We start from the raw sequence: 26,484 nt of genomic DNA, 5'->3' as shown, positions 1-26,484 counted from the left end.
GAGGTCATCATGTCCACTCATCCCCAAGACGTTTACAAGGACGCGGGAGAATGCGTTCTCTTCGTTTACTTGCGTTTTAATCGTCAGGATCAGGCCGCAGAGTTGGATGCCTTCCGCGATTTTGCTGACACCTCCCAGGCGATCAATCGGTCGATGAATATCCGCGCACAGGGCGACGATCTGCGAGTCTCCATCGGCGTGAGCCGCAATGGCTGGGATTATCTTTTCCCGGGTGCAGCCCGCCCGCAGGAACTTGAGGAGTTCAAGGGCCTCGTCAACGCAGAAACCCCTTCCATCGCTATGCCCGAAGGAATCGGCGCGGACGCTGACCTTTTCCTTCACATTCGCGCCAAGCGCGAGGCCGTTGTCTACGAAGTCGCCGAACAGTACCGTTTGGCTTTCAAGGCTTTTGCAAGGGTTGTGGATGAGACCCACGGTTTCCGTTACCTCGAGGGACGCGCAATCATCGGTTTCATTGATGGGACCGAGAACCCGACCGGGATCGATGCACCGATGTGGGCCGAAGTCGGCAGTGAAGACCCGCAGTTCGCAGGCGGTTCGTACGCCTTCGCGCAGAAGTGGATCCACGACATGGATGCGTGGCGTTCCCTTGGAACACACGAGCAAGAGCGGGCGATTGGTCGCGAGCAGTTCACCGATCTCGAGCTTGATGACGAGGCCAAAGCTCCCAATGCACACAACGTCACTTCAAAGTTCATCATCGATGGAGAAGAGAACAAGATCATTCGAATGAATGTTCCCTTCTCTGACCCGGCATCCGGGATCACTGGAACCTACTTCATCGGTTATGCGGGCCGCTGGAGCGTCACCAAAGGAATGCTCACCAACATGGTGTCGAAGAAGGACTACCTTCTCACCTTCTCGAAGGTACTTTTCGGCCAGGTTTTCTTTGTGCCTTCCCTGGACCTCCTTGGTGACATCGCCGATGGAGCTTTCCCCGCTGACGAGGCCAAGTAGCCTTTTCGCCTGAATCCTCCTTCGCGCACGCGATGAGAAGAGACGTTTGGGGGGCGGACATCACCTGATGCCCGCCCCCAAAAAACAGCTATTTACTGGTTGCGCAACGCGCGGTTTACCGCCGAAATCACAGCCTTATAGGATGCTCGGGTAATCGAAGAATCGATACCAACACCCCACACGATCTGTCCGTCGACAGCGGCTTCCACGTACGAAGCTGCCTTCGCGTCGCGACCCTGGCTCATGGCGTGCTCGGAGTAGTCCAGAACGCGCACGTCCAAATCGAATTGGTGCAGGGCTGACACGAAAGCATCAATCGGACCGGTTCCGTTTGCGTCGATCGCGGTCAGCACACCGTTATCTGTAAGTTCTGCGTGCAATTCAACGTGTTCATCGTCGACAGTTCCCACCTGGGACTTGCGCAATTCGAAGCGGCCCCACGACTGTAGGCCGGGAGCAGCGCTGGTGGGCAAGTATTCGTCCGCGAAGATCTTCCACAGTGCGTCGGCGTTGATTTCGCCGCCGTAGGTGTCGGTGTGCCGCTGAACGATTCTCGAGAATTCGACTTGCAGTCGGCGAGGCAATTCCAAGTTGTGTGCCCGCGACATGAGGTAAGCGACCCCGCCCTTACCGGACTGAGAATTCACACGCACCACGGCCTCGTAAGAGCGCCCGACGTCGTGCGGGTCGATGGGAAGGTAGGGCAGCTCCCACACCACAGCGTTCTCGTCGCCTCCGGCGGCGTCCACCTTGATCTTGCGTGCCGCGAAGCCCTTCTTGATTGCGTCTTGGTGAGATCCCGAGAAACTTGTGTAGACGAGGTCGCCAACGTATGGCGCACGAGGCGAAGCCTCCATCTGGGTGCAGTGCTCGACCGTGCGGCGGATCTCGTCGACGTCCGAGAAGTCGATGCCCGGATCAATTCCCTGGCTGAAAAGATTCAGGCCCAAGGTCAGCAGGTCAACGTTACCGGTGCGCTCACCTTGCCCCAGAAGACAGCCTTCGATGCGGTCTGCGCCGGCGAGGAGTGCAAGTTCAGCACTGGCGACACCGGTTCCACGATCATTGTGCGGGTGAACAGACAGCGCAATGTGCTCGCGTCGGGAAAGGTTACGCGACATGTACTCGATCTGGTCGGCGAAGACATTGGGGGTCGCGCGTTCAACGGTCGAAGGCAGGTTGAGGATGATCTCGCGGCCTTCTTGTGGCTGCCAGATGTCCATAACGGCTTCGCACACTTCCAGTGCGAAATCACGCTCGGTATCAATAAAAACTTCGGGTGAATATTCGAAGCCAAAGATGGTCTCGTCACCCAGTTGGCGTTCAGCCTGCGCAATGACCTCGCGCGCACCAAAGCGGGCAAGCTCAACGGTTTGCGCACGGTCAGCCTTGAAGACCACCTCACGGAAAACGGGAGCCGTTGCGTTGTAGAGGTGCACTGTTGCGCGCGGGAAACCAACGATGGACTCAACCGTTCGCTCGATGAGCTCGGGGCGCGATTGCGTAAGCACCGAGATCGTCACCTCCTCGGGAAGAGCATCATCTTCAAGCAGCGAACGAACGAAATCAAAGTCCGTTTGCGATGCCGAGGGGAAGCCGATCTCGATTTCCTTGTAGCCCAAGCGAACAAGAAGATCGAACATCTTGCGCTTTCGCGCGGAATCCATGGGCTCAATCAGCGCTTGGTTTCCGTCACGCAGATCCGTGGACATCCACCTGGGCGCATGGGTAATGCGTTTGGAGGGCCACTGGCGATCGGGAAGATCCACCGGGTTGGTGTCAAGGAAGGCGCGGTACTTGACCGTGGGCATTCCAGAACCGACAGGACGAGGAACCTTGGATGTTGTCTTCACATCTTCAGTCTATGAAGGCTCGTGGCACCGGGCACGACGAGTGCACATGGTGGACACGCTTCTTTAGGCCTCGTTCGTTGGCTCTTCTAGGCGAGGAACTCCGGTCGGCGATTCCATGAGCCACGCACGGTCGGTCAGCATTCGCGAAATCGCCAGGCCAATACCGATCGCAACAATTGTGAAGAGAACGGTAGACAGCTGCTCGAGAGCTTCCATCGTCTGGCCATTGTTCAAGTACGTGAGCGAACGATACAGCGGAACACCGGGGATCATGATGACCACGGCAGGAACGGACAAGGTCACGCGCGAATAGCGCGTCTTCGCCGCAACAGCAGCCGCCAAAAGTCCTGCACATAGGGCAGCAAGTCCCACTGCCGCGGGCACCGGCATTCCCAGTTCAACAGCCAAAGCGATACGGCCGGTGTTGATGACCGCGCCGATCAGAGCCGCAGCAGCGCAAACCTTCGGCGGAGAATTAAAGAGCATCGCGAAGCCAAAGGCTGCAACAAAACTGGTGAAGAAACGCAGCGGGAAGTGGATATAAGCAGGAAGTGAAACAACGTATTCGGGGGTGACTGACCAGTTGAAGACCTTGGAGATACTCCATACGGCAACACCAGCGGAGACAACCAGCATGGCAACGTAGACGATGCGCTGAATACCACCGGCAAAATCGTGACGCACCAAGTCAATAATCCCGGTAACCAGCGGGAAGCCTGGAACCAAGAAGAGGAGCGCTGAAATAAATCCCGCTTGGTGAGTGGGCTCAATCCCCATGTACTTTTGCGCCAAGTAGACGCACAGGATGTACGCGCTTGCAGCGATGCCTCCACACACCATCCACACACCGAAGTGGTTCATGTGGCGCTTGAGCATTTGACGTCGGAGGAACTGTCCAATGAAAGCTGCGATTGCGACAACCGAGCACTCCACCCATCCCCCAGCATTGAGGAATGCGAAGGCCGCACAGGCAAGTCCCGAAGCAAGAGCATTCGCGAGCCATCCGTACAGGGGCTTGACGCGTTCAATCTCGTCAAGAGCCTTATCGACGTCTTCGACAAGCACTTGCGTGCCTTCAATTGTTGCCAGATAGTTTGTGATGCGATCAATTCGATCAGCATTGACACCCAAGAGACGCTGCTCAGCAAGTTCGGTACGGAAAGTACCATTCGCATAGGCTGTTGCAACGACCTCAGTGAAGGTCACCTGAGCGTGGTGCTTTTCGATGCCAACCGCCTCGGCGCAGGTGCGCATCGAGGCCTTGACGCGGTAGGAACCAGCACCAGCAGCAAGAAGCATCTGTCCCAAGCGCAAAACGACTCGGGATTGGTAGGCCAGACGGTCATGCGCAGCCATGCGATGCACGGTCAGTGATGCGTCGTCCGGGTCAAAGGACGAAAGCTCAAAAGCGTTAGAGTTTTGGGGATTTTCGCTCACGGGATAAGCATGCCATGAAATACCCGTTCAGACTCAGGACCCTGGTCAGGGCACAGATGTTGAATCCCCCACTTTCACATCAAAAGTGGGGGAAACACTCAGAAACCAAGGCGTTGAAGCATCTTCGGATCCGACTGCCAATCCTTAGCGGTTCGCACGTGCAAATCAAGGTAGACCCGGCGTCCCAAATACTCCTCAATATTGGCGCGAGCACGCGTCCCAATTTCCTTCAAACGCGCGCCCTTCTTACCGATAATGATGGCCTTTTGGGAATCGCGTTCGACGTACACATTGACGTGGATATCCAACAAGGGCGGACGGTCATCACCCTCGCGCTTAGGGCGTTCGATGATCTCTTCGACTTGCACGGCCAGCGAGTGAGGAAGTTCGTCGCGCACGCCTTCAAGTGCGGCCTCGCGAATAAATTCGGCGATCATCGTTTCGCGGGACTCATCCGAAATATTGTCCTGCGGGTACAGAGGCGGAGAAAGAGGAACCGTCTGCGCCAAAACCTCACGAAGGCGGTCGATCCCCTTGTTCTCGAAAGAGGAGACGGGAACGATTGCACTCCATTCCCCGAGCTTTTCAATCGCCATGAGGTGTTCCAAAACGCGTTCGCGAGGCACGCTATCGCACTTAGTCGCGACCGCAATGATCGGCCTGCGAACGGAACGCAATTCACGCGCAATGAACTGGTCGCCCGGTCCGATGCGCTGGTTTGCAGGCAGGCAGAAGATCACGCAATCGACTTCAGCCAAAGCCTCGCGGACCATGTCATTCAAGCGCTTTCCCAAGAGGGTTCGCGGACGGTGATATCCGGGAGTATCAACCAGGACCAGCTGGTAGTTGTCACCGTGAACAATGCCGCGAATATTGTGGCGAGTCGTCTCCGGACGTCCCGAGGTGATCGCAACCTTGTGTCCAACAAGCGCATTCGTCAGGGTTGATTTTCCGACGTTGGGACGCCCAACGATCGAGATGAAACCCGCACGGAAATCTTCGGGGAAGTCGGGAATGACAATATCGGCCGCCGCATTGGTTTCGGCACGCAGTTGACGCAGGGAATCAACGCTGTCGGCCACGTCCTGCGCGATCTCATCGTCGGCCTCGTCGAGATCTGAATCGCCGAAGTCTACGCCCTCATACTCCGCATCGAGCGCTCCGGCCGCATCCACACCCTGGTCATCATCTTCCTCGGGGAAGTCCAAGGAGTCGATGTCCACCCCTTCAAAGGCGTTGGGGCCGGCCATCAATTCGTCATCGCTGGGAAAATGCATTGCTACTCCTGGCTTTGGTTGGTGTCGTCGGAGGAAACTTCGGGGGCATATGAGCACACGATTGTGCCAACTTGGCGGCGGCGCCCACGTGCTTCTTCGGCAACCATGTGCACGCCGAGCATATCGCCAGTCGCTCCGGGGAGGGGAACACGCCCGATCGCTTTGGCCAGCAGGCCGCCCACAGAGTCGACGTCTTCATCGTGCAATTCCACTCCCCACAGCTCACCGAGTTCCCAAATCGAGAACCTAGAGGGGACGCGCCACACGCCGGGGGAAATCTCTTCGGGTTCGATTGTGTTGCGATCGTGTTCGTCGGTGAGTTCGCCGACGACTTCCTCGATGATGTCTTCAAGAGTGACGAGGCCGGAAATCCCACCGTATTCATCGACGACCAGTGCAAGGTGGAAGTGCTCGGCCTGCATCTGGCGAAGCAGGTCATCGGCGGGTTTCATTTCGATGGTGAACTCGGCAGGGCGCATCATTTGATCTGCGCGCAGTTCGTGGTCACCTTCGTAGGTCTGGAGCCGCTGAACGACATCTTTGAAGAAAAGGATTCCGCGCACATCGTCGGTATCTGTCCCGGTGACAGGGATGCGTGAGAAGCCTGATCGAACGAATAGACGCAGGGCCTTGTGCGCGGGGGTGTCGAAGGAAATTGTCACCATTTCCGTGCGCGGAACCATCACTTCACGCACCAGGGTGTGCCCAAGTTCGAAGACCGAGCGCAACATCTGGCGGTCTTCTTCTTCAAAACCTTCGGTTTCGCCAACCTGATCGACCATTTCGCGCAGTTCATCAGCCATTTCCGCACGCATTTCAGCTTCGGTGCGTTCCGGCTGAGGTAAGACCGCGCGCGCTTTGTGTGCAACGGGAGCAAAGAAGTGCGCGATGGCCACGAGGCGGGTGATGAGCGGGGTGAATAGCAGCGCAGCACCGGTGGGGTTGCGTTGTGCCCAGCGCGTTGCAATCACGCTATTGGCCAGGAATTGCGCAAGGGTGACGATCGCGATCGTCACCAGTCCAGCGACCCACCAGTGATTGGCAAGATGCAGCGCGATCGTCGCCATCGACACGGCGAAGACCACCTGCGTAAAGGTACGAACGCCTCGAAGGACAAAAATAACCACGCGCCGCTGGTCCACCAGCTCCATCAGGGCACCCGCGTGCTTCTTCTCTTCTTGAATCAAGTCCTCGACAATGGCGCGAGTCAGTTTCGAAAGCGCAAACTCACTGGTCGCAAGGACCATCGCGAAGAGAAGTGCAATCGCGGCGAGGATACTCATCGCCGCGACGGGTACTGCTGCTTCGATCATCGCTGCGCCAAGAAGCTCAAAAGGAGCTGGCGTTGCAGGGCGAACATCTCTTCTTTTTCTTCGGGTTCAGCGTGATCGTATCCCATGAGGTGAAGCATCCCGTGGGTGGCGAGGAAAAGCATCTCTTCTGCGGTCGAGTGGCCGGCCTCGCGGGCTTGTTTTTCGGCGACCTGGGGGCAGATGCAGATGTCCCCCAGCGTTCCCGAGGCCGTGGGGTGCTCGGCGGTACCCGGGCGAAGTTCGTCCATCGGAAAGCTCATGACGTCGGTAGGGCCTTCAAGGTCCAGCCAGCGCACGTGAAGTTCTTCCATGGGTTCGGGGTCGATGAAGATGATGTTGAGTTCGACCTCGGTTGAGACATGCATCGCGCTGAGCACGAAGTCAGCCAATTGCACGAACTCTGCAATGTCGATCTCATAGTCGGTTTCGTTGAGAACTTCAGTCATGACTTAATGTCCATTGTGTCGGGAACGGGAGTGAAGTGAGCGGTCTCGGCGCGCTTTCAGGCGTGCCAGTGACTCATCCCAGCGTTCGTATGCGTCAATGATCTCGCCAACAAGTCGATGACGCACAACATCGGCGCTTGTCAGATGACAAAATTCTATGTCATCGATGCCGCCCAGAATATCTTCAATGACAAGCAGGCCACTGCTACGCTCCCCCGCGAGGTCGATCTGCGAGGTATCTCCGGTGACGACAACCTTGGAGTTGAAGCCCAGACGGGTAAGGAACATTTTCATCTGTGCAAGCGTCGTGTTTTGTGCCTCGTCCAAGATAATGAACGAATCGTTCAAAGTCCTACCGCGCATATACGCCAAAGGGGCAACTTCAACTGCGCCGGAGGCCATGAGCTTGGGCAGAGCATCGGGATCCATCATGTCACCCAAGGCATCGTAGAGGGGACGCAGATAGGGATCGATCTTGTCCGTCAAGGTTCCCGGCAAGAAACCCAGATTCTCCCCAGCTTCGACCGCGGGGCGCGTGAGAACAATGCGTCGGACCTGACCAGAGAGCAGCGCTGATACCGCCTGCGCCATTGCAAGGTACGTTTTTCCGGTGCCGGCAGGGCCGAGGCCGAAGACCAGGGTCGAGCGTTCAATGGCGTCAACATAGGCTTTTTGCCCCGCAGACTGCGGTCGAATCGAACGTCCTCGACTGCGAAGAATCTCCTGCGGCCGCTCAGTCGACGAGTGTGCTGAAGTGAGGAGTGCGATTGCTTGTTCGACTCCGTCGGCATCGAGAGACTGTCCTTCTTTAGCAAGTTCAACCAGTTCGTCGACCAATTGAACAGCCATATCGACAATGCCTTCGGGACCAATCAGCGACAGAGTGCGTCCCAGAAGGGAAAAGCGCACATGCGGGAACCCCTTTTCAAGGGAGCGCAAGACGCGATCTGATGTGCCGAACAGGACAACCGGGTCAACGCCTCTGGGAATTTCGATCCGTTTTGCCTCCATGTCACCACCGTCCAATTGCATCGCTGATCAGTGACAAAGCAACCGGACCTGCGGTCGAGGCACGCAAGACTGTTGTCCCCAATAGGCACACGCGTGCACCCGCGGCCTCGAAAAGAGAAAGCTCGTCGGGATCAACCCCGCCTTCAGGCCCGACGACCACGCTGATCCGAGGCGGAAGGCAGGTTCCCGGCACCGTCTGTCCAGAGGCCTCGTCAGTGGTCGGCAAAGACTTTTCTGCAGCGGCACGCAACTCACGCAGGAGAAGACTCAAAGGGGCTCGCGTGCTCTCATGGCAGACGATCACCCACGCGCCGGATGCCGTTTCTTCGCTCATCCATTGAGCAAGTCGTTGGGAGGTGCAGGCATCTTCGAGGCGCGGGATGAAGGCACGACGAGATTGCTTCGTGGCCGACCTTAAAGTCGACTCCCACTTCCTCATGCCCTTCGCGGCTTTTTCGCCCTTCCAGCGCACTTCACTGCGATTAGCCTGCCACGGGATCACGACGTCGACCCCGACTTCGGTTGCCATTTCGATGGCCATTTCGTCGCGGCCGCCCGTCGACAATGCTTGAACAAGGATCAAACGTGGAGACGGTGGCACCTCATGAATGATCTCTTCAACGCGAAGAGTCAATGACTTCTTCGTTCGTTCACTCACGCTCCCGCGCACACGCAATCCGTCACCGTCAACGACGTCGAGCATCTGCCCCACGTCCATGCGACGAACGGTTGCCGCGTGAAAGCCTTCATCCCCATCCAGAGTGTAGGAACCCCCGCGAGTGCAGCCTTGGAGGGCGGCGGCCTCGGGAGCGATGAAAACGGGAAGGGTCATCGATGTGTTCCGATCACTGGCCTGTGAAGGTTTCGCGAAGCTTGTCGAAGAAAGAAGAACCCCGCTTTTCGGGACGGGCGCTTTCTTCCCCGCGCACAGCGGAAAGCTCTTCAAGAAGCTCGCGGGAACGGTCGTCAAGCTTGCGTGGAATCTCGACGTTGATGCCGATATGCAGGTCGCCACGGCCAGGACGCTGCAAGTGGCCAACACCCAAACCAGGCAAACGCAGTTCATCTCCGGGCTGAGTTCCAGGCTTGACCGTGATGGATTGTTTTCCGTCCAAAGTATCGAGCTCGAAAGTGCTCCCCAGAGCTGCTGCAGTCATGGGAATGGTGACGGTCATGTACAGATCGTCGCCTTGACGCGAGAAAGTGGGATGCCTCTTTTCGACAATATCGACATAGAGATCACCGTTCGGGCCGCCGCCGGGACCGACCTCGCCCTGTCCGGCGAGGCGCAGGCGCATGCCGTCTCCCGCTCCTGCCGGGATGTCGATGGTCAGGCTTCGGCGAGTACGCACGCGTCCTTGGCCCGCGCATTCATGACACGGCTGTTCAATGACGGTTCCATAGCCCTGACAGGTGGGACACGGAACTTGGGTGCGCATGGTTCCCAGCATGGTCTGCTGGGTTTGAATCGAATAGCCCGCGCCGTTACAGGTCCCACAGGTTGTCGGTTCGCTCCCGGGCTCGCACATCGATCCGTGGCAGACATCGCAGGCGACGTAGGTATTGAGCGAAATTTCGCGATGCGCGCCGAAGGTTGCTTCTTCCAGGGTGATTTCAATACGCGTGAGCTGCTCGCGGCCCTGACGAGTACGCGACTGAGGGCCAGCGCCTCCGCCGAATCCGCCACCGAAGGCTCCGCCAAACATGGTTGAGAGGATGTCCCCGAAGTCGAAGGAGTCACCAGCGTATCCGCCGCCTCGGGCAGCATCTGCACCACCGATATCGTACATGCGGCGTTTTTCCGGATCGGAGAGGGTTTCGTAGGCGACCGAGAGTTCCTTGAAAGCTTCCTCGTCCCCGCCGTAGTCCGGGTGTAATTCGCGGGCCTTCTTGCGATAGGCCTTCTTGATTTCGCTTTGGTCGGCGTCGCGTGAGACTCCGAGGATTGCGTAGTAATCGTTCACGAATATCCTTTTGCGGCTGCGATTAGTGCGTTGAGTTCAAGTACTTGGACAGATACGAGGCCACGGCGTGGACCGTGGACATTGTCGAGGCGTAGTCCATGCGGGTGGGCCCGAGGATTCCCACGTGAGCTGAGTTCCCCCCGGAAGCGTAGGTTCCTGAAACAAGGGAGGTTTCAACGAAAGCATCGTGTCCGTTTTCGGAACCGATGGAGACGTGGACGTCGCCGTTTCCTTCATCCATTTCGGCGAAGAGACGCAGGAGAACGACTTGTTCTTCGAGGGCGTCTAAAACCGGGGCGATATCGTGGAAGTCAACACCGCTTCGAGCAAGGTTCGACATTCCCGCCATAGCGATTCGCGCGGAAGGCTCTCCTTGGAGGAGGCTGGCAATGATCTCACTGATGTCTCCGGCGCACCCAGATAGTGCGGGCGGCAGACACTCAGCCATGGCCTCGTAATGGGCACGAACTTCTCCCGCGTCTTTGCCCTGGTAGGCGGCGTTGAGGACCGAGCGCAGCGTCAAGAGATCTTCTTGGGCGAGGTCTTGGGGCATCTCACGCAGGCGTTCAAAAACTTTACCCTGCTCAGAGATGACCACGATGAGCAGGCGCGAGTCGCTCAGATCGACGAATTCGATGCGGCTCAGTGTTGAGCGCGCGTTGACGGGGTATTCGATGAGGGCAACCTGGCGCGTAACCTGGGCAAGCAGGCGCACTGTGGCCATAACGACGTCATCGAGGTCTTCGGCGCGGGCCAAGAATTTCTCGACTGCCTGGCGCTCTGGGGTGCTCATGGGCTTGAGGGTTGCCAATTGATCGACGAAAACTCGGTAGCCCTTGTCGGTTGGTACGCGACCAGCACTGGTATGGGGCTGGTAGATGAGTCCTGCTTCTTCCAAGACAGCCATGTCGTTTCGGATGGTTGCCGAAGAGACACCTAGGTCTTGGGATTGCGCGATTGCTTTGGACCCCACGGGTTCACGCGTGTGGACATACTGGGACACGATGGCTCGTAGAACGTCAAGGCGACGGTCGTTCATTCATCCTCCCCTAATCTGGCACTCACGCTATTTGAGTGCCAGTTTACTCCGCAAATACCCAATTCGCCCTATTATCAACAGTTGTCCCCCGGAGCCGAATGGGAAAGAAGGATCATTCCAAACCGGGCTGAGTGACGAAATCAATGAGTTCCTCGACGCGCCCAAGAAGGGCCGGCTCGAGGTCTTTATAGTTGCGAACCGTGGAGAGAATTCGTTTCCATCCCATCGCGATATCGGCCTGAGTCGCATGGGGCCAACCCAAGTGTTCCAAAGTCCCGTGTTTGATATCCACTCCCCGAGGGATTTCGGGCCACTTTTCAAGTCCCAAACGCTGCGGCTTCACCGATTGCCAAATATCGACATAGGGGTGACCGACAATGAGGACAGCATCTTTCCAACGCGCGCTCACGGCCTCGGCGATGCGGGATTCTTTGGATCCGGGGACCAAGTGATCCACAAGCACGCCCGCGCGTACTTTCTCGGTGGGGCCGAAAACTTCAAGGATTTCCTCCAAATGGTCGACGCCCTCAAGAAGCTGAACGACAACCCCAACATCGGCAAGGTCGTCGCCCCACACGTGCTGGATGAGCTCGGCATCGTGGCGTCCCTCGACCCAGATTCGAGACTTTCGCGCAACACGCGCAACACGGTTTTCAGCAGCAATCGATCCGGAGTTTGTGACCGCCCGGCCGCCGGGAGTAGTCAAAGCGGGAGCCTGCCGCACCGGCGCGGCCTTCGGAGGAAGCGCAACAATCGGCTTTCCTTCAAGCCAGAACCCGCCGCCAAGGGGGAAAGAACGCTTGCGCCCGTGTCGATCCTCGAGTTCGACCAGGTGCACTCCCCCGGATTTTTCAACGCGGGTCACTGCACCAACCCATCCGCTGGAAATATCCTCAAGTACCATGCCGTACTCGATAGCAACTTCAACAGAGCGCGGCCTACGCGCACCCGGCCCATCACGATGCGGGTCGAATTCGAAGATGTTGGTCCCGTACATATCTGAAGTCACCGCTCCACACTATGAGGGCCCGCAGCTTTATTCCCCGATCAACACTCTTTCCCGCGTAAGTGTGCGGCTCGTAACTCAGTATCCAAGGAGCTCTCGCGTCACGTAGTCAGCTAAAAGCCTGCCCTGGAGAGTCAGAATCGCCCGCCCCTCGTCGGCTGCCTGCGCGTCGATCAGTCCTTTCGAGGCCAGGGGTTCAAGCGCGGCGCAAAAGGCCTCGCGATCCCCTTCCCCTTCCTGGGGAGCTTCAACCCCTTTGCTCGTGCGCACAGCCAAGAGGATGCGTTCCATTTCCCGCGTCGGCGCGTCGAGGATTTCACCGGCCTGCGCGGGAGAAAGTCCCTCTCGTAGCCTTTGCGCATAAGCCGAGGGGTGTTTGACGTTCCACCAGCGATAGCGGCCGATGTGAGAGTGGGCGCCCGGACCGATCCCCCACCAGTCCCAGTCGCGCCAGTAGGCAAGATTGTGTTTCGAGGCGTGGCGCAGCTGGGTGGAAACAGTTCCTTCTTCGCCCACCTCCCTGCGCGCGAAGTTTGAAATTTCGTACCAGCTGTAGCCGGCCTCGCCTAGGAGTCGATCCGCAATTTCGTATTTCGAGGCCTCGTCGTCTGGGTCGGGCATGGGAAGTTGCCCGCGAGCGACCTGCGCGCCCATTTTGGTTCCTTCTTCGATGACAAGGGCGTAGGCACTGATGTGGTCCGGTTCCATTGCGATCGCTTCTTCAAGCGAGGTCTGCCAGTCCGTCAGGCTTTCTCCGGGGGCTCCGTAGATGAGGTCGACTGACACATCCAAGCCGAGCCTGCGGGCCGCGCCAACCAAGCCGGGCAATTTCGCTGGATCATGACGGCGATCAAGGACGCGCAAAACCTCAGGGACTGCGGATTGCATACCAAAGGAAAGGCGGGTGAAGCCAGCCTTGGCGAGGCGTTCAAGCGCGGCCTCGTCCACGCTTTCAGGGTTCGCTTCTACGGTAATTTCTGCGCCGGGGGCGATCCCAAAGTTCTCACGCACTCCCACAAGGAGACGCTCAAGGATATCGGTGGACAAGAGCGTGGGGGTTCCGCCGCCAAAGAAGACGCTCGAGGCGGGGCGAGCGGGCATATCGGCATCGCTGAGGATCCCTGCTCCCATGCGCATTTCAGCAAGGGCGCTTCGGTCATAGCTCTCACGGTCAGCTCCGGGGCCAAAACCGACAGTGTAGGTATTGAAGTCACAGTAGCCGCAACGAATCTGGCAGAAGGGAACGTGCACATAGACGGCGAGGGGGCGCTTGGCATCAGGTTCGGAAAGTTCAGCTCGGAGACGACCGCGTTCGTCCCAAGCCTGGCCTTCTGGCTGGTGAGGGCTCATTGAGGCTTGGGGGTTGAGGTCGAGCGGGCAACGATTTGGGAAATCACGACGAGGCTTCCTGTCAGGACTGTTAAAAGGATGAAGGGCCACAGCCAGTTAGCCATCATGTCGTACATGCGCCCCAAAACCCACGGCCCCAAGGCGCCAAAGCCGTATCCAATGCTTTGGACGAGGGCAGAAAGCGTGCGGGTTTGAGCCATGTTGGTCGTGCGTTCAATGACCAGCGTAAAGGTAATTGAGAAAAATGCACCTTGACCAAGTCCCCCGCACGCACTCCACAAAGCCCAGCCTCCGGGAAGAAGGAGCATTCCAATTGGCATGAGGAGCCACGACAGAGAGACCAGCGTGAGAATTGTCGAGGTCTGAGCGCGGATCAATTTCTGGACGGCCATCATGCTCAGCGGCGCCGCAACACCCACGATGTGGTAGATCGATGCTGCAAAACCAGCATCGTTTGGGCCCATCTCAAGCATGTCTGCAAGGATTTTCGGCAGCCATGCTGCGACGCCGAAGTAGCAGAAGGTATTGACAGCGAAGGCGAAAGCCATCAGCCATGCCATGGGCCAGCGATAGATTTCCGAGGCCTTGGCGGGACCATCCGTTACGACTGAGTCGTCCGTATGGATCGTCCATCCGGCTTTTTGAGCGAAAAAGGGGCGGATTCCCGGGCGATTGAGTGGGTAGATTGCAAGACAGGCCACGAGCGCGATCAGAGCTGGACCGACTCCCCATACTCCCGCTGCGCCTCTCCAGCCGACGTATGCGACCAACGGAAAGCTGAAGGCGGTCGAGGCTGCGATCATGAGGTCAATCATCGTGGAGTAAACCGCCGTCATAATTCCCGCGCGATGGCGAAAATCGCGACCAATGAGCATAGTGACGACCAGGTTGGAGCAGGTTGTTCCGATGCCAATGACACAGGTGCCAACAAATAGTGACCAGGCCATACCGAGCGAGCGGAGCACGGCACCGAGGATCACGATTGCCAGCCCCAGACAAACGGCGCGATTCAGTCGGATTTTTCGCAGGATGAGTGCGGTGAATGGGGTGAAGAAACCGAAACAGAATACGGGGATTGAGGTCACTAATCCGGCCTCGGCCGAGGAAAGTCCCAAGTCTCTTTGGATTTCCTCGATGATGGGAGGCAGTGCGGTGATGGTTCCTCTGAGGGATCCAGCTAGAAGCACGAATGCGGACAAAGTGATGAGGATCCACACGAACCTACGCTGAAAATATCGCGCGTAAGCTACCTGTTTCACTGTTCTTTCTTCCTTGATGAATGTGGGATGGATTACACAATGTTTCCATAAAACGCTCAAAAAGAACACTTCGTGTTTTGGCGCGAATACAGCTGTGCCCGTCTTCTCCTAAGCGAAGAAGACGGGCACACGTTGCGGACCGAGGCGGGGCTTTCTCGGTTCATCGAGAAAGCCCCGTCCCCGTGCGTTCTGCTAGCAGAACGCATCTCCACTCTTCGCAGATCCGCCTATCGCGAAGAGGAAGCCGGAGTTTCACGTTGGAGTGAAATCTCAATGCACAGCCAGCATATAGAAATTGTCAACCAGGTGAAATATGAACACCCTAAATGTCACCTGTATCTCTTTGTGAAGTGGGAAAACATAGCGAGGCTGACATTGGATGTGGCTACACGCTTTCACGTGGAAGCCGGACTCCGATAACGTCATGTACACGACGCCCAGCATCGATCCCGCGCGTTTCAAAATGAGTAACGACACGTCCTTCATAGCGCGGCGCGAAACCACCGCGCTTTGGTTCGGGATCCTCGGGATCAGGCCTTTGCCCCACGTAAGGATTCTCAAAGAGTGGGCATCCTTCAATCACATCTCGCATTTGCCAGGCGTAATCATCCCAGTCGGTCGCAAGACGCCACACTCCCCCATCGCGGAGCACTCGGGCAACTTGGAGCGCGAAGTCATCACTGACGAGTCGGCGCTTGCGGTGGCGCGCTTTCCTCCACGGGTCAGGGAAGAAGGTCCAGACCTCGTCAAGGCAGGCATCGCCCAGCATGATCGGGAGCGCCTGTGCTACATCGGCCTCGAGCACTCGAATGTTATCAACGCCCGCATCCACTGCCTTGGAAATCAGCTTGGCAATCCCAGGCACCCACACCTCGAGCGCAAGGTAATCACGATCGGGGTTGGCCACTGCCGCGGCTACGATCTGCTCGCCCGTCCCCGAACCAATTTCAAGGGTCAGCGGCGCCCGCCTGTCAAAGAGTTCCTCGGTGTCCAGATGGAAATCGTCGGCAACAGTCGTGTAGCCAATGCCTCGTCGAGGTTCAATGACATAGCGGTCGGCATGCGCCTCCCACGTGCGCGCAAGGTTGACGGGGAGCTCACGGCTCCGGCGCGTAAAGGACTTCGTCCGGCTCATGAAAACGGTCCCCTCTGGGACGTCTCCAGATCGGCGGCCATTGCGCGCATTAGCGCCAGCAGACTGAGCGACATCAGTAGCCTGTGCTGCTGCCCCGCCCGCAGCCTCGCTATCCTCTGCCACGGTCATTTCTTTCCGGTGGGCACATCGGAGGTCAAGGCCGCGATGAAGGCTTCCTGCGGCACGTCCACGCGACCGATGGACTTCATGCGCTTCTTGCCTTCCTTCTGCTTCTCGAGCAGCTTGCGCTTACGGGTGATGTCACCGCCATAACACTTCGCAAGCATGTCCTTGCGCAGAGCCCTAATGTTCTCGCGAGCAATAACCCTGGCACCAACAGCCGCCTGCACGGGAATTTCGAATTGTTGGCGAGGGATCAGTTCCTTGAGGCGCTTCGTCATGCGCAGACCGTAGGCGTAGGCCTGGTCCTTGTGGACGATCGCACTGAAGGCATCGACGCGGTCTCCGTTCAGGAGAATATCGACCTTGACGAGGTCAGCAACCTGCTCGCCGCTCTCGTGGTAGTCAAGCGAGGCATAGCCGCGAGTGCGCGACTTGAGGTGGTCGAAGAAGTCGAAGACGATCTCTGCAAGGGGGAGCTGGTAGTGCAGCTCGACGCGATCTTCTGAGAGGTAGTCCATTCCTCGCATGGTTCCACGACGATCTTGGCACAGTTCCATGATCGTTCCCGTGAATTCAGTTGGGGTCAGGATTGTCGCGTTCACGACGGGTTCGCGGACTTCAGAGATCTTCCCTTCGGGGAATTCAGAGGGGTTATCAACTTGGACCTCGGTGCCGTCTTCTGCAACGACCTTGTAGACGACGTTGGGCGCGGTTGCGATCAGGTCCAGTTTGAATTCGCGCTCGAGGCGTTCGCGGATGATTTCCAGGTGCAGCAGTCCAAGGAATCCGCAGCGGAAGCCAAAGCCCAGGGCCGCGCTGGATTCAGGCTCGAAGGTCAGCGCTGCATCGTTGAGCTGGAGGCGTTCCAAAGCGTCGCGCAGATCCGGGAAATCAGAGCCATCAACGGGGTAAATACCCGAAAAGACCATGGGGCGCGGGTCGCGATAGCCAGCGAGAGGTTCTTCAGCACCACGAACAGCTGAGGTCATGGTGTCACCAACGCGGGACTGGCGAACATCCTTCACGCCGGTAATAAGGTAGCCAACTTCGCCGGCAGCGATTCCTGGAGCAGGAGTTGGCTCAGGTGAAATAACACCAATTTCAAGCAGTTCGTGAGTTGCGCCGGTAGACATCATTCGCACGCGTTCACGAGTGGAGAGCATGCCATCGACGACTCGGACATAGGTAACGACGCCTCGATACGTGTCGTAAACGGAGTCGAAGATCATCGCACGCGTCGGCCCCTCGGGGTTACCCGTAGGTGAGGGGATCTGACGAACAATCTCGTCAAGGAGGTCCGGAACGCCCTCACCGGTCTTGCCGGAGACGCGCAGAACATCATCCACTTCGACGCCAATGAGCTGAGCGATTTCCTGTGCGTATTTTTCGGGCTGTGCGCCCGGAAGATCGATCTTGTTCAAGACCGGGATGATGGTCAGATCGTTCTCTAAAGCTAGGTAGAGGTTCGCCAAGGTCTGTGCTTCGATCCCCTGGGCGGCATCGACGAGAAGGACGGCGCCTTCGCAGGCGGCCAGGGACCTTGAGACCTCGTAGGTGAAGTCCACGTGTCCGGGTGTGTCGATCATATTGAGAGCGAAAGGCTCCCCTTCGAAGGCCCAAGGCATACGCACGGCCTGGCTTTTGATGGTGATGCCACGTTCGCGCTCAATATCCATGCGGTCCAGGTATTGGTCGCGCATGTCTCGACTTGCAACCACCCCGGTGAGCTGAAGCATACGGTCAGCCAAGGTGGACTTGCCATGATCGATGTGAGCGATGATGCAGAAATTGCGGATGCGTTCCTGCGGGGTGGCCGAGGGCTGAATCAGCTTGGCCTGCTCGGGAGTAGGAATCGGGGACAAACAGGACCTCCGGAAGGATTGTGACGTCTGATCTATCGTCCCATTAGTAGGCACGGGCATGCCAATTCCACGCCGATAGGGTGTGCGTTCTCACCATTTCTCAAGCGGATGTGAGCATTCCGGGGGTCGTTAGGTTCCTATTTTTCTGGTAGAGTTGTTGATCGGACTCCCAGCCTGGTCGGGCAGGGGGTCTGGTTAGAGCCGTTTGCGGGTGTCCCCATGCCCCAGTCCCGGCACTGACACAGCCCTCACCGACCTGTACGTACGAAAGACCAAGGAGTAATCCGACTGTGGCGAACATTAAGTCTCAGATCAAGCGGATCCGCACCAACGAGAAGCGCCGTCAGCGCAACCTGGCTGTCAAGTCTGAACTGAAGACCCTGGTGCGCAGGACTCGCGAAGCCGTCGAGGCTGGCGACAAGGAAGCAGCAATCGAAGCTCTGCGCATTGCTTCGCGCAAGCTCGACAAGGCCGTCTCGAAGGGTGTTATTCACCGCAACCAGGCCGCGAACCGCAAGTCCAAGCTTGCCCGTCGCGTCCAGTCGCTCGGCTGATCTAAACGCTTGTTGTGGCCCTTGCAGGAAACTGCAGGGGCCACATTTTTTTCTGCCAAGACTTGAGTATCGCCATAGAATACGGGATAGATAGCCCCATCCGTCAGCGGCAGAGAGCACCTCGCTGCCACACACTAAAGGAGCCAAAGATGGCCACCGATCCTTCACCCACCTCCCAGCGCTATGCCGCAGGACCACACCAGGCATGGCCTCGTCTATCGGAGGGGGTAGAGCGCTACCTGGACTCCCCCACTGCGGGCACTCTTCCGGCGGATATGCCGGGTGGCAGACACCCAATCTTGGACGCGCTCGAACTTCACCCGGTGAATGGGACGCGCGCGACTGATCCGGTTCCCGATGGATTCGAGGTGCTCTACCTTGCTGCGGGTTGCTTTTGGGGTGTGGAGCGTATTTTCTGGCGCCAGAAGGGCGTGTGGGCAACTGCCGTTGGTTACATGGGCGGCGGGAACGCAAATCCGACTTACCGAGAGGTGTGCACGGGGCGCACGGGCCACGCCGAGACTGTCGTGATGGTCTACGACCCCTCCGTAACCGGCGAAGGCGGAGCAAGCCTGCTCAAGACCTTCTTCGAAAACCACGATTCCACTCGGTCTAATCGCCACGGCAACGACGTGGGCACGCAGTACCGCAGTGCGATTTGGGTGACGACGCCGAGGCAGGCTGAGATGGCATCGCTTCTGCGCGGTGCGTGGGTGGCTGAGTTGGAGCGCGCGGTGCCGGGAGCCCGCTGCTACACAACGATTGGCGAGGCCGGGGCGTGCTTTGCTCAGTCGGGTGGCCCTTTCTACCTCGCTGAGGACTACCACCAGGCGTACTTGGAGAAGAACCCTGATGGATACTGCAATCACGGCCCCAATGGGGTGACCTGCCCCGTAGGGATCCTCAATTTGCCCGCGCAGGTAAGCATCGAACCAGCGAAGTAGTCATTCATAGATTGCACAGTCCACTGCGAGAATAAACAATTCGGGGGAGGCAGTTTCTGCCTCCCCCGAACGCTGTTTACCAGCTCACCACTATGCGTTTTCAGGCGTTACGGTTACGCCTTCAACATCCATTTCATCCAAGCTCACGGTGCGGTCCTTCTTCACCAGGTGGTAGCCCAGCCAGATCAGCAAGAAGACCGGAAGTCCGATGTACGAGGAGGCGACTTGCAGAAGCTGTCCACGGAAGATGGCCTCGTAATTCTGGCCCAGCAGAACGATCAAGCACATACCGAAGGCAAGAATCGGACCGAAGGGGAAGAAGGGTGCTTTGTAGGGAAGCTCATCGAGGGAGTGGCCCTGCTTGACGTAGGCCCTGCGGAAGCGCCAGTGGCAGGCCGCAATACCCAGCCAGACGATGAATCCGGACAGACCCGAAACATTGAGCAGCCATGTGTAGGCAGTATCTTCACTCACCAGTGCCGCAACGAATCCGAGTGCGCCGACGGCGGAGGTGGCCAGCATTGCGTAGATCGGTACGCCGTGACGCGTGACCTTTGCGAAGAAGCGAGGCGCCTGCCCGATGAGTGCCATCGAGTGCAGCATTCGCGTGGAGGCGTACAGGCCCGAGTTTCCTGCGGAGAGGATTGCGGTCAGAATGACGGCATTCATCACTGCTGCTGCAGCGGCAACACCCATACGCTCGAAGACCAGAGTGAAGGGCGAGTAGGCAATGTCTGCAGCACTGTCACGCAAGAGGTTCGGATCGGTGTAAGGAATCAGCGTTCCAATGATGGCGATTGCGCCAATGTAGAAGAACATGATGCGCCAGAACACGGTCTTGATTGCTCGAGGCACGTCGCGGCGAGGATTAGAGGATTCACCTGCTGCAACACCGACAAGTTCGGTTCCCTGGAAAGAGAAGCCTGCAATCATGAAGACCGAAATGATGGACAAGAATCCACCGTGGAAGGGAGCATCTCCGGCGGTCCAGTTCTGAACTCCCGGGGAGTCATTGAAGATTCCGAAGATCATCAGAGTGCCTGAAATCAGGAAGACGATGACGGTGATGACCTTGATCAGGGCGAACCAGAATTCTGCCTCACCATAAACCCGCGCGCTCAGCGCGTTGAGGAATGTAAGAAGGAAGAGGAAGGAGATTGCCCAGACCCAGGAAGGGACGCTCGGCAACCAGTAGGACATGACAAGTCCCGAGGCGACGAGTTCGGCTGCGACGGTGATCGCCCAGTTGAACCAGTAGTTCCATCCCATTGCGAAGCCGAATGAGGGGCTCACGAAGCGAGTGGCATAGGTCTGGAATGATCCCGCAACGGGCATGTGTGCGCTCATCTCACCAAGAGATTGCATGAGCAAGAGGACCATGAGGCCGATGACGGCATAGGCCGTGAGGGCTCCGCCAGGTCCTGCGGTTGAGATTGTTGCGCCCGAGGCGACAAAGAGGCCGGTGCCAATTGCGCCGCCGATAGCGATCATCTGCATGTGGCGTGCTGATAAACCACGCTTGAGTTCCGTGCGCTGGGGCTTGTCCTTGGACTGTACCTGCTGGTCAGTCTCAAGGTTCACTTCCATTGCACGTGGGTTCGGCGTTTCCATGCCGCACTCTCCTATGGTTTATCGGTCCGCGGCCGGACGCCGCCGACTCTGGTCCTCATAGTCTGCCATTGCATGACCTGAGCTTTCCGCTTTGTTTACCTTTTGGACATGAGTGTGAGCAAAGTTATACCCCTGTTACCGACTGCTGAAAATGATCAAGTACCCCGCAAAGTGGATACACCCATCCATTGAGAGAGTCACACTATCCAGACAACATTCAAATTCGTCACGATCGCATTCAATGCCTATTCTGTGAATAGTCGTCCCTTGGACAAAGGAATTGTGATGAAGCAACGCATGCTGGGAATCATCTGCGCACTTGCGATCGCCATAACTTGCGCTTCGGCAGGAAACGCTTCTTTTGCCGACCCGTACTACGAACTAAAAGACAGTTATCAGATCACGTCTCCAACTGAAATTGGACACACTGTCAGCATGATCGATCCCACCGGGCAGACGATCACCAAAGACAAGTGCACGAGCAAACCCGGAGACTACACCCAGGCGCACTTCCGAGTACAAGGCACCAACAGTATTTGCGACCTTGTTCAGGTCATTAAGGATGACGCAGTCAGCGAACGTCTAAAGATCGACGGTTCAGAGTTCACTTTTACTTCTATGACTGCCGTCTTGATTGATAAGAGTTTTGAAGGCATGTCCTTTAAGGAAGTCAGTGTGACCTTCCCTAAAGGTTGGGTCGCAAAGACCGCAGACTTTGACGGAAAAATCAATGAGAAACAGACAACCGTCACCTGGACGCACATCACCCGGAATGTGACGGTCAAGGGAACTACCAAAGCCGGTGCTTCACCTACGTCCGAGGCGAGCGAATCCCCAACTTCCTCCCCAACTTCTAACGTCTCTTCCTCTTCGAACAACAACTGGATATTCCTCGGGGTTGCTGGCCTGATCCTCATTGGTGGTGGCACCGCAATTTTCTTGGTGCTGCGAGGTCAGAAGAAACCCCACTTAGAGTCCATGCCTGCACCAGGAACGTACCCGGCCCCCATCATCGAGCAGCCTATGCCACAACCGGGTCAATACCCCCAGCACACTCAATACTTCCCATCGCAGGGCCAGGTTTCCCCACAGCAATGGCAGGCAGCGCCTCCGCCACAGCCAGAGCAGTTCAACCCGCAGCAACAACAATGGCAGCCACCCGAACAAGGGCAACAATCTGGGCAGTATCCGCAGCAGCCAGGCCAGTATCCGCAGGGCTAACCCCCAAGCTGCGCATTCAGCATCCACTCAGCATTCTGTAATTTAAACGATACACAATTCGTCAGCCGCGACGATTGTGCCTATTCTTTTGTTTGTCTGTCCTCATATATCGAGAAGGAACTCTCATGAAGCGACGCACGATCGGGGCAGCAGGCGCCCTGGCACTCACAGCCAGCCTCTTGTTGGCGACAGGACCAGCTTTCGCTGACGAGCCGCGTTTTAGCGTGGAAGAGACCTACGATTTCACCTCTGCAACTCACTTGAGCTATACCCAGCATTTCAGGGACAGCTCGAAGACTTTGATGACAGAGTATACATGCAGCTACATTTCAAGCAAGAACCCAGAGCTCAGCACCAAGTTCCACACAGAAGGCTCAGTTAACGTCTGTGATGTAATCACCGAGGTCAACGAAACTGATATCGATGAGCTCTTGGAGGTCTCTGGAAACAACTTCACCTTCACTTCCGAGTCTGATGGCGTGTTGAAGGTCATGTCTAAAGAGTTCCCCGACGACAAAATTGACAGCATTGGGAAGGTGACTGCGAAGTTCGCTGGCGGCTTGGTTCCCAGTTCTGCCGATAATGGCGGCACGATCGATAAGTCGACGGGCACAGTCACTTGGTCCAATGTCAAGATTAATGTCAAAGTAAAGGGCAGTACGGACGGTAAGGCAGCTGCTTCTTCCACAGCGAAGAGCAGTTCGACAAGCAGTGCCTCAGCAGATTCCGACTCCACCAGCGCAGCATCCTCAACGCCTGATTCCACCTCGTCTTCCTCTTCTTCCGGCTCGAAGTGGATCCTCTTGCTGGTCTTGGCAGTCATCGTCATCGGTGGCATCGGTGCATTCGTTGTCATGAACAACCGCAAGAAGGCCCAGCCCCAAGGCGGCCAATACCCACAACAGGGTCAGTACCCCACACCAGGCCAATACCCACAGCAGCCAGGGCAGTACCCTCAGGGCTAACCCCCAAGCTACACATTCAGCAAACGCTCAGCATTCTGTAATTTAAACGATACACAATTCGTCAGCCGAGACGATTGTGCCTATTCTTTTGTTTGTCTGTCCTCATATACCGAGAAGGAACACTCATGAAGCGACGCTCTCTTGGAGTCATCGGAACTCTGGCGCTTGCTGGCACCTTTGCCATGGTGACCGGTTCAGCTATTGCAGCTCCGAGCATTGACCTCGAAGAAACCTACGAATTCACCTCGACCACATCGGGAAGCTACACCCTGAGCATGATCGACACCAGCGGTACTCTGATCTCGGAGTCCATGTGCAAGAGTGCGAAGACTGCCGGAGCAACCACGGCTTTCCGCACCAGCGGTTCTTCCCACATCTGCGATGTCAGCCAGTCCTTTAAGAGCAGCGAGATTTCGCAGGTCCTTGACATCAGCGGCAAGGACTTTACTTTCACCTCCCAGACAGAGACTGCTGTCTCGCGCCTGTCATCAGTGATGCCCGGCATCACAATGCAGAAGGTCACCGCAAAGTTCTCAGGCGGCATGGTCCCCACAACTGCAGACAACGGCGGCACCATTGACAAGGCGACCGGAACGGTCACGTGGACCGACGTGAGCGATAACGTTTCCGTTAAGGGCACCACCGATGGTTCAGGTGCAGCATCTGGCAAGTCTTCTTCGGATACCTCCTCCGATAGGAGCAGCACTTCTTCTTCCTCATCTTCGTCTTCAAGTATGAAGTGGGTTCTTCTTGGCATTCTGGCCGTTGTCGTCATCGGCGGCATCGTGTTCTTCGTCGTGATGAGCAACCGCAAGAAGACTCAGGCGCAGCCCATGGGCGCACCCGGCGCATACCCCGGCACCTACCCCGGTGCGATGCCTCAGCCCGGACAGTACCCCGCTCCGACCGGCCAGGCTCCTGTGGATCCGGCGCAGTACCCGCAGCAGGGTCAGTACCCGCAACAGCCCGCACAGTACCCGCAGGCTGAGCAGTACCCGCAGCAGCCGGGTCAATACCCTGATCAGGGACAGCAGCCCGGACAGTACCCTCAGGCCTGAGTAGCTCTCAAACCTGAACAGCCGGTGGGGCGAGCGCGGTCGAAGCGTTCGCCCCACTGTCTTCTCCACCGCTCCCTCACTTCACAGACGCACCAAGCCCGCTCCGGCCTCGGAAATCAACTGCTGAACAGAAGGAATCCTGATGACGCTCTCTCTACTGAAGCGTGCCGCCTCCCTCGCTTGCGCGCTCACTCTTACCGCTGCACTGAGCGCGACGCCCGCCCACGCTCAAGATCAGGGCGTTCAGATCGAGGAGCAGTATTCGCTCTCAGCCTCGGGATCAATCACGTACCGCTTGAAGATTGTCGACTTAACGAAGACCATCACTCTGGACACGTGCAACTCCCTCTCCCAGGTCATCGAGTGGTCAGAGGTGCACTTTAAAGCTGCGCCAGCGGCAAGCAACTGCCAGATCGCTACGGAATACACGCGCGACAAGAACCCCTATGTTGGCACTGACCAAGAAGGGAACTTTGTCTTCGCGGCAAAGAGCATCCAATTGTCGGACCTCAACATCACTTTTCCCGCGGGAACTTCCCTAACAGAGCACGAGTTCCACTTCAGCGCTGATACCGGTCAACTTTCACAGATGAGTCCCGGAGGAAAAGTTAGCGATAGCGTCAAGGGCTTTATTACGTGGAAGGACGATGTTCCTCAGATCGTTGGCGTCGCGGGAACCATCGAGAAAGCGGAAGATTTCCGCACGACTAATCGCGTTGAGTATCAAGGAATCGCCCCCGTCGAGCTTCCTTCTGGCCTCGAGGATATTCCGGCGAGGCCCTCGACGACGAGCACTCCTTTCACTCCAGCGACGGGAGCGCTACCTTATCCCGGAGATCGTGAGACGTGTTCATGCCCGAGCTCGAAGTTACTCATCTCGTCGATGGTGATCTTGATTGTTAGCATCGCGATACTTGCGCGCTCGGCTCGTAAGCGCTCGCGCCCTTCTCCTCCGCTTCCCCTCCCCTCCCCTGGCTTGGGCCAGTAGGCATTGGGAGCGTACGTGGCTTTTTCATTGCCGAGGCGATTGCTTGCTTGTGTCCTGAGTTGCGTGTGCGCGGGAGCTTTTCTTCTGCTTTTCCAAGGGGCTCCTGCGCATGCCGTGAATAATCGCGTGACGATCCACGAGTCGTTCGTTTTCTACGATATGGGGTTGTTGTCGTACGAACTGTGGGTTTTTGACTTCTCGGGGACGATCACGGAGGATAGCTGCAAGGCTCTTCCTCAAGCGCGGAATAATGCCCAGACCAGCTATTCCACTGATCCACAGCGCAAGACGTGTTCGATCAAGGCGAGTTTCTTCACGTTAAACAACCCTTATGTGGAGGCCAGTGAGGATGGAGCTTTTACTTTTGTCACGCGTCCCCTTCGCTTTGAGGATTTCAAGGTTTCCTTCCCGGAGGGCACGTCCTATCTCACTCGAGATCTCAGCTTCGCGGGGATCAGCCTAAAGATCTCAAAAATGAGTCCCGGTGGCACTGTGAGTAACGGGCCGCGAAACAGCATGCATGTCCAGTGGAGTGGCGATCTTGGCTCTTCCCTTGCGGCTGTTGGTACTTTTTCGCCTACAAGCGATTTCCGATCAACCAGGCGCGTTTCAATGCCGGAAGTCGCGCCTGACGAGCTTCCGACAGACCTTGAAGTAGTAGCCGCTCCATCGCGAAGTACGCAAGCTACACCACGCACCACAAGCACACCGCGTTCCTCTTCGGTTCCGCCAACGCATACACCACTGGTAGACATCGACGGTGATGCTCTCATCAGAAAGATCATGGGGCTCAGCGTATTCGTCTTCGCAGCCTTCGGCGTGTACTCAATATGGAATGCAAAACAGCGGCAGGACGCTCAAATATCCCATCGTCAAACCGAAGCAAAAGTCGATGAGGAGCTCAGCGATGACCACGCGGAGGGAAGAGCTTCGCCTCGTTCCCCCTTCGTTCTTCCTCCCGAAGAGAGAATCCCTTCTCCACCGGAGTCTTCCGCGCAAAGCGGTGTTACGCCAGACGATCCTTCGTCTTCCCCGCGAAGCCGCTTCGCTCCCCCGACAAACTAGTATTCTTCACACTGAGACGCAGCCG

Annotated in this window: 23 protein-coding genes; 8 read left to right on the top strand and 15 right to left on the bottom strand. The window is 57.2% G+C overall.

Going from position 1 to position 26,484, the window contains the following annotated elements; genetic code table 11:
* The first annotated feature begins 9 nt into the window (after positions 1–9).
* Positions 10–978 carry a Dyp-type peroxidase gene (locus BQ8011_RS04205; RefSeq protein WP_072457866.1) on the top strand — a complete coding sequence of 323 codons (969 nt, stop codon included), beginning with the start codon at positions 10–12 and terminating at the stop codon, positions 976–978.
* Between the two features lie 92 nt (positions 979–1,070).
* On the opposite strand, the gene leuA is transcribed toward BQ8011_RS04205, so the two are convergent.
* The 14 genes from leuA to lepA all read right to left on the bottom strand — a co-directional run bounded on the left by leuA (position 1,071) and on the right by lepA (position 18,053).
* Positions 1,071–2,831 (bottom strand): 2-isopropylmalate synthase, encoded by a 1,761-nt coding sequence (gene leuA, locus BQ8011_RS04200; RefSeq protein WP_072457579.1) that lies wholly within the window; start codon positions 2,829–2,831, stop codon positions 1,071–1,073.
* 63 nt (positions 2,832–2,894) lie between these two features.
* Positions 2,895–4,187: a threonine/serine exporter family protein gene (locus tag BQ8011_RS04195; protein ID WP_072457865.1), complete on the bottom strand. Its 1,293-nt coding sequence runs from the start codon at positions 4,185–4,187 to the stop codon at positions 2,895–2,897.
* A gap of 179 nt (positions 4,188–4,366) precedes the next feature.
* Entirely contained in the window at positions 4,367–5,545 is a 1,179-nt protein-coding gene (era, locus tag BQ8011_RS04190; protein ID WP_072457577.1) for a GTPase Era, read from the bottom strand.
* Positions 5,546–5,547: 2 nt separating this feature from the next.
* Positions 5,548–6,858 (bottom strand): hemolysin family protein, encoded by a 1,311-nt coding sequence (locus BQ8011_RS04185; RefSeq protein ID WP_072457575.1) that lies wholly within the window; start codon positions 6,856–6,858, stop codon positions 5,548–5,550.
* A complete protein-coding gene (gene ybeY / locus BQ8011_RS04180) occupies positions 6,855–7,304 on the bottom strand; it encodes an rRNA maturation RNase YbeY (protein WP_034502481.1) in 450 nt (149 codons plus the stop codon). Before ybeY ends, BQ8011_RS04185 begins: the two co-directional genes overlap by 4 nt.
* Positions 7,305–7,307: 3 nt before the next feature.
* Positions 7,308–8,315 (bottom strand): PhoH family protein, encoded by a 1,008-nt coding sequence (locus tag BQ8011_RS04175; protein ID WP_083429989.1) that lies wholly within the window; start codon positions 8,313–8,315, stop codon positions 7,308–7,310.
* A 1-nt stretch (position 8,316) separates the two neighbouring features.
* Positions 8,317–9,147 (bottom strand): 16S rRNA (uracil(1498)-N(3))-methyltransferase, encoded by an 831-nt coding sequence (locus BQ8011_RS04170; protein WP_072457571.1) that lies wholly within the window; start codon positions 9,145–9,147, stop codon positions 8,317–8,319.
* Positions 9,148–9,160: 13 nt separating this feature from the next.
* Positions 9,161–10,279 carry a molecular chaperone DnaJ gene (dnaJ, locus tag BQ8011_RS04165; protein ID WP_072457570.1) on the bottom strand — a complete coding sequence of 373 codons (1,119 nt, stop codon included), beginning with the start codon at positions 10,277–10,279 and terminating at the stop codon, positions 9,161–9,163.
* Positions 10,280–10,301: 22 nt separating this feature from the next.
* A complete protein-coding gene (gene hrcA, locus BQ8011_RS04160) occupies positions 10,302–11,318 on the bottom strand; it encodes a heat-inducible transcriptional repressor HrcA (protein ID WP_072457569.1) in 1,017 nt (338 codons plus the stop codon).
* 112 nt (positions 11,319–11,430) lie between these two features.
* The gene (locus BQ8011_RS04155; RefSeq protein ID WP_072457864.1) at positions 11,431–12,315 is read right to left on the bottom strand and encodes a DUF3097 family protein; all 885 of its coding nucleotides are present in this window, start codon (positions 12,313–12,315) and stop codon (positions 11,431–11,433) included.
* A gap of 87 nt (positions 12,316–12,402) precedes the next feature.
* Positions 12,403–13,674 carry a radical SAM family heme chaperone HemW gene (gene hemW / locus BQ8011_RS04150; RefSeq protein WP_072457567.1) on the bottom strand — a complete coding sequence of 424 codons (1,272 nt, stop codon included), beginning with the start codon at positions 13,672–13,674 and terminating at the stop codon, positions 12,403–12,405.
* Positions 13,671–14,891, bottom strand: a complete 1,221-nt coding sequence (locus BQ8011_RS04145) for an MFS transporter (protein WP_231945372.1) — start codon at positions 14,889–14,891, stop codon at positions 13,671–13,673. Before BQ8011_RS04145 ends, hemW begins: the two co-directional genes overlap by 4 nt.
* Before the next feature lie 427 nt (positions 14,892–15,318).
* Positions 15,319–16,068 carry a tRNA (guanosine(46)-N7)-methyltransferase TrmB gene (gene trmB, locus BQ8011_RS04140; protein ID WP_231945396.1) on the bottom strand — a complete coding sequence of 250 codons (750 nt, stop codon included), beginning with the start codon at positions 16,066–16,068 and terminating at the stop codon, positions 15,319–15,321.
* A gap of 125 nt (positions 16,069–16,193) precedes the next feature.
* Complete coding sequence (gene lepA / locus BQ8011_RS04135) at positions 16,194–18,053, bottom strand: translation elongation factor 4 (protein ID WP_072457561.1); 1,860 nt, start codon at positions 18,051–18,053, stop codon at positions 16,194–16,196.
* A 290-nt stretch (positions 18,054–18,343) separates the two neighbouring features.
* Here lepA and rpsT point away from each other — a divergent pair, with 290 nt between their 5' ends.
* Positions 18,344–18,607 carry a 30S ribosomal protein S20 gene (gene rpsT, locus BQ8011_RS04130; protein ID WP_034502464.1) on the top strand — a complete coding sequence of 88 codons (264 nt, stop codon included), beginning with the start codon at positions 18,344–18,346 and terminating at the stop codon, positions 18,605–18,607.
* Between the two features lie 275 nt (positions 18,608–18,882).
* A complete protein-coding gene (msrA, locus tag BQ8011_RS04125) occupies positions 18,883–19,551 on the top strand; it encodes a peptide-methionine (S)-S-oxide reductase MsrA (protein WP_072457863.1) in 669 nt (222 codons plus the stop codon).
* A gap of 90 nt (positions 19,552–19,641) precedes the next feature.
* Here msrA and BQ8011_RS04120 read toward each other — a convergent pair whose 3' ends face one another.
* On the bottom strand, positions 19,642–21,162 hold the full coding sequence (locus BQ8011_RS04120; RefSeq protein ID WP_072457559.1) for an amino acid permease: 1,521 nt from the start codon (positions 21,160–21,162) through the stop codon (positions 19,642–19,644).
* A gap of 285 nt (positions 21,163–21,447) precedes the next feature.
* On the opposite strand from BQ8011_RS04120, the gene BQ8011_RS04115 reads away from it, so the two are divergent.
* The 5 genes from BQ8011_RS04115 (at position 21,448) to BQ8011_RS04095 (ending at position 26,459) form a co-directional block, all read left to right on the top strand.
* The gene (locus BQ8011_RS04115; RefSeq protein WP_072457557.1) at positions 21,448–22,383 is read left to right on the top strand and encodes a hypothetical protein; all 936 of its coding nucleotides are present in this window, start codon (positions 21,448–21,450) and stop codon (positions 22,381–22,383) included.
* 125 nt (positions 22,384–22,508) lie between these two features.
* Positions 22,509–23,348: a hypothetical protein gene (locus tag BQ8011_RS04110; protein WP_197678560.1), complete on the top strand. Its 840-nt coding sequence runs from the start codon at positions 22,509–22,511 to the stop codon at positions 23,346–23,348.
* A 125-nt stretch (positions 23,349–23,473) separates the two neighbouring features.
* A complete protein-coding gene (locus BQ8011_RS04105; protein WP_072457555.1) occupies positions 23,474–24,406 on the top strand; it encodes a hypothetical protein in 933 nt (310 codons plus the stop codon).
* A gap of 142 nt (positions 24,407–24,548) precedes the next feature.
* Positions 24,549–25,394 carry a hypothetical protein gene (locus tag BQ8011_RS04100; protein ID WP_072457553.1) on the top strand — a complete coding sequence of 282 codons (846 nt, stop codon included), beginning with the start codon at positions 24,549–24,551 and terminating at the stop codon, positions 25,392–25,394.
* Positions 25,395–25,409: 15 nt separating this feature from the next.
* The gene (locus BQ8011_RS04095) at positions 25,410–26,459 is read left to right on the top strand and encodes a hypothetical protein (RefSeq protein ID WP_157885008.1); all 1,050 of its coding nucleotides are present in this window, start codon (positions 25,410–25,412) and stop codon (positions 26,457–26,459) included.
* Positions 26,460–26,484 lie beyond the last annotated feature (25 nt).

The organism is Actinomyces marseillensis (assembly GCF_900155605.1).
Taxonomy (GTDB): Bacteria; Actinomycetota; Actinomycetes; order Actinomycetales; family Actinomycetaceae; genus Pauljensenia; species Pauljensenia marseillensis.
This window is presented reverse-complemented; position numbering and strand designations above follow the sequence as displayed.